Origin of the sequence: uncultured Bacillus sp. (genome assembly GCF_958411575.1) — a bacterium.
Classification (GTDB): domain Bacteria; phylum Bacillota; class Bacilli; order Bacillales; family Bacillaceae; genus Bacillus; species Bacillus spizizenii.
In genome coordinates this window covers 31,087-43,806 of the sequence record NZ_CATYRA010000012.1, presented here as the reverse complement: position 1 = coordinate 43,806, position 12,720 = coordinate 31,087, and the positions used below count along the sequence as shown (strand labels likewise).

Below are 12,720 nucleotides of genomic sequence, written 5' to 3'. Positions count from 1 at the left end.
TCTTATTTTATTTGATAGTACTGATGACAGAAGTGCCGGAGTTATACATATCTTCTTGTTTTCTCATGTCATACATACCTTGAAGTTCGAAAACAGTTTTCATAGACACAATGTTATCTTCTACACCTACCGTATTTCCATCAAGGAGAATCTGGGAGAATGTCTCTTGCATTGCCTTAATAGAACTTCTAAGACCGTGGTTGGCATAAATGACCATATTGATGCCCAATAACTCCATTTCTTTCACGGTTATATGCGGGTATGTCGTAGGTACAATCACAATAGGTACTGCTCCAGTAAACTGTTTTACGAATTCCTTAATTTCGTTTGGCTGGTTTTCTTTCGAATGGATCAGAATGGCATCAGCTCCTGCTGCCTCATAAGCATAGGCTCTGTTTAATGCTTCATCCATTCCTTGACCCGCAATTAAGGCTTCTATTCTGGCAATAACAACAAAATCAGGATTTTTTTGAACATCTTTTGCCGCTCTGATTTTATTTGAGAACTCATCAATATCTGCCAATTTTTGCGAGCCCTTCACAAAACTATTTAATTTAGGAAATTGCTTATCTTCTATACAAATACCAGCAATTCCGTTTCTTTCATATTCTTTTACCATACGTATGACATTGTTCACACTTCCATAACCAGAATCGCAATCACAAATGATTGGGATGGATGTAGATTCATTCATCACGACTGCGGCTTGCAGATTTTCTGTCATAGTCAAAATATTAGCATCAGGAACAGCATAAGATGCCGAAATTTCTAATCCGCTGGCCCATATTGCATGGAACCCGGCTTGTTCAGCAAGTTTAGCGCTTAAACCATTATGCGCCCCCATTACTCGCACAACTTGATTTGAATATAGCAACTCACGTAATTTTTTAGCTTTCATTTTGCACTCTCCTGTCTAAAATTTTGATCAATAACTGATTCAATGTAAGACATATCAACTCTTTTAGGTAAGGTTTGTCCAAGTAATGTTGATACTTGTAAGGGATCAAGATTTACTTCTCGGCACTTTGAAATGACTAAATCATAGAAATAGTAATGGATGTTGCTGATTCCGCTTATAATCTCTGGGGTGGAAATTTTCATTGGTGAAGATAGGATGGAAGATAGTACATATTCAGCCGCAGTTAAAATTGGATGTAGTTTGTATGGGATGTCGCCGAACTTGTCCCAATGATGTATTGCACTTACAAATTGTTCTGTTGGAAGGTTTCCTGCTCCTCGAGCCATTCCACATAATGAAGTATCTATAAAAGTTGCTCCCGCATCCATTGCTTCAAGAGCATTTGTAAAGGCTAATCCAAGATTGTTATGTCCGTGAAAACCAACTGGGCAATCCGCCTGGTCAAATGCAGCTGCTACCCTTTTTCTAACACCATCAGGCGTTAGATTCCCGAAAGAATCAGCCATATAAAACACATCCGCACCAAAAACATGCGATTTTTTCGCTAGCTCAGCCATGTCTTTCTCTTCAATATAACTGGCTGCCATTACATTAAAACTAACGTGAAAACCTCGATTTTTTAGGTATTCAATATACGGTAAAGCATCTTCGGCATTATGAGGATACGAAGCAACGCGAATCCATGGAATCAGCTGCGGATTCAGGTTGTCCAATAGATGAAGCTCACAAACAGATGGAACAACCATCGCCGCTAAATGTGAATGGATCGTCTTCGGCAGCTGTTCTAAAAGTTCAGGTGTACAGTTGGCTAAACTCCCGACAGATTTTTCTTTATTGCTACCTGAACCTCCTATATAACCGATTTCTATTATATTTACATTGGCTTTATCTAGATGCAGGATAATTTGATTGATGTCTTCAGCTGAAAAAAACCAGTTATTGAAATTACCGCCGTCCCGAAGTGTACAATCTATTAATTGCATTTTCATACTGAAACCTCATTTTCTAAAGTTAATTCATTTGTAAAACGCTGGACTATTTCTTGCGGTGTCCAATGTACTCTTTTGCCGATTTTTTCGCTTCGTGGTTCAACTTTAATATGGATGAGTCCCGGACCCTCGTTAGGCAAATCAAAACTTTTCTGCCCTGAATTGATTTCAATGGCATACTCATACCCAACTTGTAAAGCTATATCTGTTACATTCACTAGAGGAACCGTCCTTTGTCCGCCCGTACTTTCATGCATACCGTTATCCAAAACAACATGTATAAAATTTTTAGGTTTTTGATGACCGATCATCGTAATAATCCCCATATTCATTAAAAACGATCCATCTCCATCTAGCACAACCAGAGGAACATCAGGATACACGGTAGACAATCCCAATCCGACAGGAGCGGCCATCCCCATGGACCCAACCATGTAAAAATTTCTGGCTCTGTCATTTATGTTGTACAAATCACGGCTTATATGACCGCATGTACTAACCAAGTATGCTGATGGAAACTGTCCTAAAATAAGCTGAATTGCGTCATGTTTATTCAAACTGACACCTCCTATATTTCATCTTTAATTAATATCGCAACAGGACGGTTTGTCTTCTCGATTAAAAAAAGCGCATCTAATATCGTTCCTTCAGAATTTTCATAATCCAGCTCTTTGTAAGGAATGTCCACTGAATCGAGTAAATCAGTGAGTTTTTCACCGATTATGTCATGTTCAACAGCATCATTACCGTATGCCCCTCTCCAGCTAATTAGTAATAAAATAGGAATATCATATATGAAGTTAAAGGACGTAAGAACATTTAAGCAGTATCCTAAGCCTGAATTTTGCATCAGCATCACGCATTTTCTCCCGCCTAGATACATACCGGATGCAACGCCTAAAGCAGAATCTTCTCTAATGGAGGGGATAAATGTAATATTTTGTTTTTCTATAGCCTCTTTTGATTCCAGCAGCCTAAAAAAACCTTTTAATAATGAACATGGCACTCCGGTAAAATGTGTATAGTTGTTTTCTGTAAGTGTACTCAGCATTCTTTCTGCAGTTGAGTTCAAATCAAATTCTCCCCTTATAAAAAATAACTTAATAATTATTTATTCATAACTTCAGCTTCATAAAGTTGAACGAATCTATGCTTTCTGTTGCCGATACGATATGCTGTTAAAGCAAAACAGATAGACAAAGCTGCAACTAAGAAAATGGTTGTACCGCCAAAAAGGCTGAGGATAATGCCTCCAAGCCACGGGCCTATAAACTCCCCTACATTATAAAAATTCTGCGCTCCATAATAAGTTCCCCTCATACTATCAGGGGCCAACTCATCCATTAATACATTCATTGATGGAAAACATAGGATTTCGCCCACAGTTAATATAAACATAGAAATACAGAAAGTAAGCCAACCGTTTGATAAAGCAAAACCAATATTCCCGATGATACAACACACGCTTCCCGCAGAAATCGTTGTCATTGATTTATATCTTTCAAAAAGGCGTGTTAATGGCAACTGCAATATAATGACAGTTACAGCATTTATGGTTATTAAAGTTGAGAATATCTTCACGCCGTTCACGAAATCAAGGTTCAGGTACTGAAGCAAGGTACTCTCCATCTGAGAATAACTAAATAACAAGAATATCCCGCCTGCTATATAAAAACGAAGAGCAATATCCTTTTTCAGTGTCTTAAATATAAATGGCAAATGAAATTCTTTTTTTGAATTGCTTTTATTTTGCAGAAGCAGTTTATTCATCATAAAAAATAACAAAAGAGCATAACAAAGATATACAGAACCAGTAATAATAAAAGGGGTTCCGCTGCTCACCAGTCCCAGATATGTTCCTAATAGCGGACCTAGAGCACCGCCAATATTAATGGCCAGATACCGTAAAGAAAAAATGCTGAGCCTCTTCTTTCTATCCGCTAATTCAACCATTAAAGCTTTTGAAACTGGCTCGAAAAAGGAATGACACAGACCGCTTAAAATATTTAACAAACTGAACCATAATATTGTATGAACGATGCCAAAAAGAAAGAAAACAACACTCCAAATAAAAATGGAACATAACATAACACTTTTTCTGCCGATTCTGTCGGAAAGGGTTCCTCCAATGATTCCTCCAATCGTAGTCGCAAAATACCCCAAGCCAATTACCAAGCCAATTACACCGAAACCCTCTCCTGTTTCTTGGTGGAGGTAAATAGCCAAAAACGGTGTTGTCATTGATTTTGCTGCTTTTGTGACAAGAGTTCCCAAAAGCAAAAACTTAATGACCGGATGTAATCCGAAAAACTCTTTTATTTGAGAGAACACGTTGATTTGCCTTCCCAAATCATATTTTCACTGCACCATGAGGCAACTTGATGAATTCTATTGATCAGTACATCTTCCGAATTCCCTTTAATTAAGTAACTTGATACAACGTCTACACTAGAAGAAGCACCCTGAAACACCTCTCCTTCTCTAGCAGACACTTTTTGCTTTGTTACCCAATTCTCAAAAGGAATTGAAGGAATTTTGACCAACCGCCCGTATTTAGGAGGGATCAAAATCCACCCGCCTAACTGTTTTGGCCCTATTTTAAGCTGTGAATAATCTGGAATATCATAGGGCAGGCCGCACTGTTTTTTCACACAAACCTCATTCAAGTCAAAACCAAATCCTTGCTGAATAGCCTCACGTATTAACCCCCCTCCAGTCCGGCTAGCAATCTCACAAAACACTAGCTTATCATCCGGAGTATGAAACACTTCCGCGTGAAAAGTAGTTGTTTTTGGGGATGGCAGCGCCTTTAGTGCTTTTTCAACAATGCCAATTAATCTGGAGGTCAATGGGTTGTCAGCGCCAAGCTGATAACTGGCTAAAAATTGTTCCTCTTGGAAAGCCAAACATCCGTTTATATACCGAGAGGGCCAATTTAATGTAATATGTCCGTCTATCATAAGCCCATCAATATGGTACATATCACCATCTACAAACGTTTCCACTTCAACATTTCCATCAAGACCCTTAGATAAGTATTTCATCATGTCTTTTTCATTTTTTAGCACCTTTGTATCGACAGATCCCGACCCATCTATTGGCTTGACTACTACCGGAAAACCAAACTGCTGTACAAAAAGGTACAGGTCAACCGGGGATTCAATTTTCCGGTAATGGGGAACAGGAATCCCCTGTTCTTCCAAACGCTGTTTCATTAAAACTTTGTCCCGAAACAATAGTGCACTCTCATAAGACTGCCCTTTCAATCCTAAATGAGTACGAAGTTTACCTGCTCTTAAAAGATCATACTCAGACATTGCAATTATGGTGTTAAAACTATATGTTTCATGTAATTCCAGCGCTCTGATTTCAATACATCCATTAACCGGATACTCATCAAATGACTCGATCTGATCATAGTTTTTGCATTCGTGCAACCGTTCAGTTGAAGTCAGCATTACAACAGGTTCTTCTAAATCCTTTAGCCATAAATCATACGGAGATTTAGAATATGAGGTTTTGTTCAGTATTAAAATGCTAATCGCTTTTCCTCCTCTCTTGTACTGTCTTTTGATTAATTAATGAATCTTTAATAAACCATTCAAATCACGAATCGTCTCCATCGCTGATTTTATCTTTCCAAATGATAGCTCGGCAGATTTAATATTGTTTTTAAACTTGCCGTTCAAATCTTTTCCAAAGTGGTAATCGTGGAGAGCCCCAGTATCTTTTAATATATTGCCTGTTAAAATACACAAAACAGATTCATCTTTGTCTATTACCTGCTGTGACCTCAATTGACGGAGTCCTGCTGCAGTAGAGGCAGAGGCAGGCTCACAGCCCACTCCTGTTCTGTCGATTATTGCTTTTGCATCAAGAATGTCCTCATCTGTAACAGAAACAGTGATTCCATTTGTATCTTCCAAAACCTTTCTCGCTTTTTTCCAGCTAGGAGGATTTCCTATATTCAATGCAGAAGCTCTAGTGTACGGAAATGGTTCCGGGTCAATTGTTTCTTTATTTTTACTAATCATTTGATGAAATGGACTGGCGCCTTCCGCTTGTATGATAGCTACCCGAGGTATCTTGTCTATGAAGTTTAAAGCATATAAATCGCGGAGTCCTTTCCCTAAAGCCGTTGCATTGCTAAGAGCACCGCCAGGAACAATAATCCAATCAGGCAATTTCCAGTCTAGATATTGAGCTATCTCATAAATAATGCTCTTTTGGCCTTCAATTCTGAAAGGGTTAATAGAATTGCATATATAAAAACCAAAATCACCACTATACTTTTCCAAAAACCTGATACCGTCATCATAAGTTCCCGGAATACTGAATACGTTTCCACCGTAAGCTGCTGTCTGCAATACTTTATTAATTGAAATTTCTTTATCCGGTACAAAAACGTAGGATGAAGCATTTGCAATAGAAGCATACATTCCCAATGATGAAGAAGTGTTTCCGGTAGAAGTACAGGCGTATTTTTCATAACCTAAATGTTTTCCATGTGAAACAGCAACAGTCATGCCGTTATCCTTAAACGAACCGCTGGGGTTTTCACTTTGCGCCTTTAGATATACCTTTCTCACTCCGGTATATTTCGATAGCATCTCAGAGCGGTATAACCCTGTGTTCCCTTCATATTTTGTAACAATACTCTCAACTGGCAAATCTGGATATATAAGCTCTTTGTATCTCCATACTCCGCTTGCAAAAACAGACATACGTTCAGATAGACGTTCATGAAATACATGCTTTAAATGGTCGGTATCGTAATGAGAAAAATCATGAACAATATCAACCAGTCCACCACAAGAACATTGATACTTAAAATCATCAGAAGACATTTCCTGTCCACAGTCAATACATACAAGTTTCATATTTCGCTAGACATCAAGCTGTCCCCTCACCACCTGAAAATAGAAATTTATTGAAGTTTTATATGTGAATTTATAATAATATAGCTAAATGGAATATTCTAATATATATATTTTTTGTAATCATAATTATTTTTTATGAATGGAGAGATGAACGATGAATCTTCATGCATTGAGACTGTTCTACACTGTAGCTGAGGAGGGAAATGTCACATGCGCCGCAAAAAAACTAAATATAAGTCAGCCTGCTGTGACAGCTCAGATTAAAAAACTAGAGAAAGAAATTGGACTAACTTTGCTTAGCCCTAGAGGAAGAGGAATTTATTTAACGCAAACAGGGCTCCAGCTAGCTAAACAAGCAAAGAGATTATTCTCGCTCCAAAATGAGATTGAATCCTACCTGGAACATCTAAAAGAAGGCTCTGTGGGAAAGTTGCACATCGTGGCAACTAGTTTACCAGCTAATTTTTTACTCCCGAAGTGGATCAGCCGTTTTAAAGGAGAGTACCCGGATGTTGATGTGGAAATTACCACAGTCAATTCAACAGAAGCCATAAGTCAACTAGTAAATTATAAAGCTGACATCGGTATTATTGGCGGAAACAGGACATTTAATAAACATATTAGCAGTACATTATTATTGGAGGATGAAATGGTATTTATCTCCAATAACAAACACAAATATGCAGAACAAACCACCACATTAGCAGAAATTGTAAAAGAACCGTTTGTTTTTCGCGAGGAAGGGAGTTTTTCTAGAGAATTATTGTTCTCTTTATGCAATCTGTTCAATGTGAATAAGCCATGCACAGGATTACAAATGAACGGGCTAAATGAGACCATTAATACTGTCATAGAAGGGTATGGTATAACATTTGTTTCCTTCCTTGAAGTCAATCGCTATATATCAAGAGGAGATGTTAAAAGAATTAATGTGGAACATGTGGATGTTACTAACCCTATTTCGTTATGCTGGAGAAATGATGATGTCATCTCGACATCGGCATTTAATTTTATTGAGCTGATAAGAAAAGAAAAAATGGAATAATCTTATCTCTTTATCATATAAAACGCATACTATCTTTATGGAATGGATCCCGAAAATTCTCTCGAATACACTTTACAAAAAACCCAAAATGATCATAAACACCTTCTATTTATTATATAAATTCTTCATCCTCAACATACCACTTGCACTCTTTTAATTAATTTTATATGTAATGAGCGGTTTCTCTCCATACCAAAAACCCCTTGCATATTCATTCTAAGGGGTTTACAATTTATCATTTTTTAAATTGAAATGAGTTCCTGTTTTATCTGTTTTTAAAAGGTACGTAATATGAAGCAGCCTGCATATATCCTCAATAATCTTTAACCCAAGCCCCTCACTGTTCTCATCTCGATCAAATCCAATCCCGTCATCGCAAATAGAAACAGTCCCATGTTCAATCATGACTTCCATTTTTTTAGCTTTTGAATGCTTTAACGTGTTTTGAAAAATATTATCGAACAGCCTTTGCATCCATAACCGGTTGCTCACCCATATCATATCTTGATCTGCCGGCTTATAGAGCAGCTCAATTCCATTCATACTGTATAAATAATCCCACTTTTTCACAGCTGTTTCTAACAGTTCGTTTAGACTCACTTCTTCATTTATGATATAAGACCTTTCTAATGTCTCAGCGGAATATAGATTGAATTCATTTGTTAATTCCGCGATATAGTGGATTTGCTGATACAATGATTCAAATACAGCCTGATCATGACATTGGCCTTCCAAATAAAATAACTGCAGCCTGAGAGCGGTTAAAGGTGTATTAATGTCATGCCGCAGTTTTTGCAAAAGCTCCTTTTTAATTCCCTCCTGCTGCCTCAGTTCCAGTTCACGGTATGTCGTTCGTTCAATTAGCAAATTGACCGACTTAGTCAGTTCCCCGATTTCATCAGCACGTTTCACTTCTATTTTATCTGGCACCTTTTGATCACTCGCCAGATGCCGAATGGTTTGATTCAATAGATTGATTTTATGCAGCAAAGAATGAATCGACTTTGAAAATAAAAAAGCTAACAATAAGAGTGATAATAAAAATACAACGAGCATTGCGGGATACGCAAAAGACCTGTGAAAAGGCATATCATGATTTATCGATTTAAACATGCTGTCATAAATCACCGACATCAAAATGCTAACCGCCAGCAATAGCACCGGAACACTAACGACGGCCGTACATAATAACAACTGATATTTTGTCTTGAGCTTCATTTCTTTACAACGGTATTCAATCGATACCCTTCTCCATAGATATTTTCAATAATTTCACCCGCTTGATCCTTGATTTTGGCTCTGATTTTTTTAATGTGCACATTAACGATATTCGGGTTTCTGTCTTCGAGCTGCCACAAATATTCAAAGAAATGTTCCTTTGTCAGGGTGCTGTCTCTATTGTCATATAAATAAAAGAAAATTTTCCGCTCAATCGCAGTAAACAACACCTCATCATGCAGGCTTTCATTGAATACTTTTTTGGTTTCCGCATCAATATACAAATGTTTGATTTGCGTAAAAGTGCCATAATGATGCTCAAGCATATTCTGCATTCTTAATAGCAGCTCTCGAGGGTCAAAAGGCTTTACCATATAATCCTCACCGATCTGCAAACCTTGGAGCTTGCTGTCCATATCATTGCGGGCCGAGAGAAAAATGACCGGAATGCGCAGCCCCAGTTTTTTGATTTTAGCAGACATTTGATATCCGTCTTCACCCGGCAGCATCACATCCATAATGACCAAATCCACCTTCTGAATCACCGTAAGCACATCCGCTCCATCTGTTTTCCACATCACATGATATCCCTCACGCTGCAAAATCTTTTGCAGTAGATCACCAATCGTCACATCATCTTCCACGATTAAAATATGATAACCCTTCATCCTAGCGAACCTTTCTCATAAACTCCATAGAAAGTTTATATATTTGATCAGGCTGATATAAATAAATACTGTGTGTTCCCCTTAGTTCCTTTATTTCGGCTGTATTGAATTGAGCCGCAAACGCTTCATAATCTTTTCGGTTTTGTATGGCATACTTTGAATGTCTATTTTGGTCAGAGACCGCATCTAAAATCAAGACGGGAGTTTCTTTTGGCGCCGGCAGATTCACAGATTTGCTGCCATTTTGGTAAGACTGTAAAAGCTCATGCTCCATATCTGCATTAAAAAATTGCTTAAAGTTAATGGCTTTATAGATTTCTTTTTCTTCATCAGTTAAAAACGACTGCCGAATCACCTCAGGATTATATACAGCGGAAGGCATAAACCGATGAACACCAATCGAAGTTAACAGGTGGAACCCTCTCACTTTAAGCCTGTCGATCCTGCTCAATTTATACGTGACATACTGCTGGGGCAATCCAATGTCCATCGCAATAATGGCCTTGATTTCCTTAGGATATTTCTGCGCCCAATAAATGGCTTCAATCCCGGATATGGAATGAGGCATTAAAATATAAGGAGGCTTATTTCCGCTTTTCATAAGCGCTTTCCTCGTCTGTTCCAGTACCGTATCAATATCTCTGTCATCGTGAGACACATCACTGTATCCATAACCAGCCCGATCAACGACAGCAATCTTGTTTTCTTTTGAAAACTTGCGGTACACCCCTTTCATCTCATAAACAGGCGCAGCGATCCCCGAACCGGACATAAACACAAACGTATCCTTCCCGCTTCCCTCTTCATACACATTCATCTTTTTACCATCAACATCGACTAGAGTGCCTTTGCCTTTTAATAGTGCCGCCTCCTTATTTAGTTGGTAATGGTGATACATAAATACCGAGACGGATACAAGGAAAACCAAAGCAGCCAAGCTGCCAAAAAAGACTTTTAGGACTTTCCATAATGTTTTCATATGATGCTCCTTTCACGTGATACGGAAAGGATACGATATGAAAATAAATTTCTGATTAACTTAGGAAAGATTTTATTTTGACATTTGACTTTGCCCTTACGGAAAGGTGTACATTGGGAGCATGGCGGAACATTTGATGAATTCACCTACTAATAGCGAATATTTTATCATTAAAAAACCTTCCTGCTTATAGGAAGGATCGTTTGATAATATTCAACCGTTTATCTACATACTTACAGGAATGTCAAATCGTTCTGTGATTGATTCAACCAGGGTAAATGAATTGGCCATTCTTTCATTATTTGTTCAGCTTTCACCCTTTTAATTCTCCTTATCCTAACTGTAAATAATCCTGTGAGATGCCAAACTCAGCCACCCTATTAATTGTTATTATCGAATATGTTGAGCACTGACACAAAAGACCCCTTTGGTCATTTAACCAAAGAGGTCTTATTCATCAAATTCATCTCAACTTATAGGATCTTTGATATCTCTTCACGTCCGCTTAGGTTGTGAATTATAAATCATCAATGATGCCATAACTGTAAAACAAAAGAAGCGGCGTTAATTATGTTCAATTTATAATAACTGCCATCCTGTTTAACAAGGAAAAATATAATAACATTTGAATAACCAGTTCTATACTAGGCTTGAATAGTAGTGTTCATAAACATTTCAATTTTTTATATTATAAGATCTTTTCTAAATTTTTCTCTAGATCATTAAATAATTTAAATACCATCACTCGTTCACCTGTCCGAGAGCTTAAATCAGTGTGGAAACTTTTCACTTCTTCTCCAGTTATTGTTAGGATAATATCCTTAAGACCTTCTATACCTGATTCAACTAACTCCGAACGAGTTTGTTTGATAGATAACATACCCTCTTTTGATCCACAAACTGCATATTCAGCTGGTGTTAAAATTCCTTTTAAATTAACGATGATCATATCCCGCAGTATATCAGTCTTAACAGATACAGACCCACGCCCTAGATAATCCTTCTCCCATTGAGTAATGGACTTACTGATCTCTGATTCAAAAGAACCTTTCGATTTTTTCATATATAAAACATCTCCTGGCAAAAAAATTGGCATCTTCTATTGTTATTTCGTCTCATTAATATTCTCTTACAACATGTCCTTCATATACACCTTCAATATCCAAATCAGTTTCACCGTTTCTTATGACCACTACAATTTTGGATAACATATTTTCTTCCATAATGGAGTGTACATGCAAAAATCGAACGCTTCCTACATGGGTTTCCTCAACTTCTTCATACGTTTTTAAATGATAAAAATCAATTGCTTTTCTAATTACTTTTTTCATACATTCTATACTTTCACGATCAAACGGATTTATTTCCTCTATTGCTTTCATTACAAAATCAGTTAAATTAGAGTCCATACATTCTCCTTAGAACTGCTTTTTTCCATATATGGGGGCACAGAAGGTGACCCCTTCCACTTCATCATGACAAGCAATGATCAAGTAAGGCTTGACGCTGTTTTAACAGTAGGAACCTCCTCAATTGAGGATTTTCCACCCTTATGATGAACGAGTAAACCTCGAACTTTAACATATGACGGCACTAAAGGGTGATGGCGAATGATATCAACACTTTTTTCAATAGCGTCACTGCTATTTTCATTTCCATTTAGCCATTCATCGAATGTACCACCTGAAAATTCAGGCCTGCAATTTTGAAAAAGATAATCCAATGTTTGTAGTTTATCTTTCATTGTTTCAAGTTGAGTTAGTATATGACCTGTGGAAGTCCTCTTATCTTTTGTTCCTACAACAAAAACCTCCTCAACATCTTCCTGATAAATTGCAATAATAACAGACCTCATGATTTCTCCATAAGGATGTGAGATATCGGCACCATAGCTTTGTATCGTCAACATATTTTCTGCTGGAGTATGAGTCACTTCTTGTAAAATAGGCTCCAATCCGTTTTCAATGTCCGTCAAAAATAATACTTTTTTATTTTTATCTACATTCATATAGCCCACCTCTT

General features: G+C 37.4%; 13 protein-coding genes and 2 pseudogenes. 1 reads left to right on the top strand and 14 read right to left on the bottom strand.

The window, feature by feature from the left end; genetic code table 11:
- Nucleotides 1-7 precede the first annotated feature (7 nt).
- The 7 genes from aepX to thrC form a co-directional block, all read right to left on the bottom strand.
- The gene (gene aepX, locus Q5C82_RS17445) at nt 8-898 is read right to left on the bottom strand and encodes a phosphoenolpyruvate mutase (RefSeq protein WP_003223692.1); all 891 of its coding nucleotides are present in this window, start codon (nt 896-898) and stop codon (nt 8-10) included.
- Nucleotides 895-1,908, bottom strand: a complete 1,014-nt coding sequence (locus Q5C82_RS17440) for an aldolase (protein WP_003223689.1) — start codon at nt 1,906-1,908, stop codon at nt 895-897. Before Q5C82_RS17440 ends, aepX begins: the two co-directional genes overlap by 4 nt.
- Entirely contained in the window at nt 1,905-2,465 is a 561-nt protein-coding gene (locus Q5C82_RS17435; protein ID WP_003223687.1) for a thiamine pyrophosphate-dependent enzyme, read from the bottom strand. Before Q5C82_RS17435 ends, Q5C82_RS17440 begins: the two co-directional genes overlap by 4 nt.
- 11 nt (nt 2,466-2,476) lie before the next feature.
- Nucleotides 2,477-2,980 (bottom strand): thiamine pyrophosphate-binding protein, encoded by a 504-nt coding sequence (locus tag Q5C82_RS17430; RefSeq protein ID WP_003223684.1) that lies wholly within the window; start codon nt 2,978-2,980, stop codon nt 2,477-2,479.
- A 35-nt stretch (nt 2,981-3,015) separates the two neighbouring features.
- Nucleotides 3,016-4,239 carry an MFS transporter gene (locus Q5C82_RS17425; RefSeq protein ID WP_003223682.1) on the bottom strand — a complete coding sequence of 408 codons (1,224 nt, stop codon included), beginning with the start codon at nt 4,237-4,239 and terminating at the stop codon, nt 3,016-3,018.
- Nucleotides 4,224-5,366 carry an acetyl-CoA carboxylase biotin carboxylase subunit family protein gene (locus Q5C82_RS17420; RefSeq protein WP_003223680.1) on the bottom strand — a complete coding sequence of 381 codons (1,143 nt, stop codon included), beginning with the start codon at nt 5,364-5,366 and terminating at the stop codon, nt 4,224-4,226. The genes Q5C82_RS17425 and Q5C82_RS17420 overlap by 16 nt, the downstream gene beginning before the upstream one ends.
- Nucleotides 5,367-5,486: 120 nt before the next feature.
- Entirely contained in the window at nt 5,487-6,788 is a 1,302-nt protein-coding gene (gene thrC / locus Q5C82_RS17415) for a threonine synthase (RefSeq protein ID WP_003223678.1), read from the bottom strand.
- 154 nt (nt 6,789-6,942) lie between these two features.
- Here thrC and Q5C82_RS17410 point away from each other — a divergent pair, with 154 nt between their 5' ends.
- Nucleotides 6,943-7,833 carry a LysR family transcriptional regulator gene (locus Q5C82_RS17410; protein ID WP_003223677.1) on the top strand — a complete coding sequence of 297 codons (891 nt, stop codon included), beginning with the start codon at nt 6,943-6,945 and terminating at the stop codon, nt 7,831-7,833.
- 225 nt (nt 7,834-8,058) lie between these two features.
- Here the strand turns inward: Q5C82_RS17410 and Q5C82_RS17405 are convergent, their stop codons facing one another.
- The 7 genes and pseudogenes from Q5C82_RS17405 to Q5C82_RS17375 all read right to left on the bottom strand — a co-directional run bounded on the left by Q5C82_RS17405 (nt 8,059) and on the right by Q5C82_RS17375 (nt 12,706).
- On the bottom strand, nt 8,059-9,051 hold the full coding sequence (locus Q5C82_RS17405; RefSeq protein WP_003223675.1) for a HAMP domain-containing sensor histidine kinase: 993 nt from the start codon (nt 9,049-9,051) through the stop codon (nt 8,059-8,061).
- On the bottom strand, nt 9,048-9,719 hold the full coding sequence (gene ybdJ / locus Q5C82_RS17400) for a two-component system response regulator YbdJ (RefSeq protein ID WP_003223673.1): 672 nt from the start codon (nt 9,717-9,719) through the stop codon (nt 9,048-9,050). The genes Q5C82_RS17405 and ybdJ overlap by 4 nt, the downstream gene beginning before the upstream one ends.
- 1 nt (nt 9,720) lies before the next feature.
- Entirely contained in the window at nt 9,721-10,698 is a 978-nt protein-coding gene (locus tag Q5C82_RS17395; RefSeq protein ID WP_003223671.1) for an alpha/beta hydrolase, read from the bottom strand.
- Between the two features lie 239 nt (nt 10,699-10,937).
- Nucleotides 10,938-11,015 (bottom strand): annotated as a pseudogene (locus Q5C82_RS17390) (TlpA family protein disulfide reductase); the annotation flags it as partial.
- Nucleotides 11,016-11,386: 371 nt separating this feature from the next.
- Nucleotides 11,387-11,761 (bottom strand): DUF2294 domain-containing protein, encoded by a 375-nt coding sequence (locus tag Q5C82_RS17385; protein ID WP_003223670.1) that lies wholly within the window; start codon nt 11,759-11,761, stop codon nt 11,387-11,389.
- Nucleotides 11,762-11,816: 55 nt separating this feature from the next.
- Nucleotides 11,817-12,107 (bottom strand): DUF6407 family protein, encoded by a 291-nt coding sequence (locus Q5C82_RS17380; protein ID WP_003223668.1) that lies wholly within the window; start codon nt 12,105-12,107, stop codon nt 11,817-11,819.
- A gap of 64 nt (nt 12,108-12,171) precedes the next feature.
- Nucleotides 12,172-12,706 (bottom strand): annotated as a pseudogene (locus Q5C82_RS17375) (carbonic anhydrase).
- Nucleotides 12,707-12,720 lie beyond the last annotated feature (14 nt).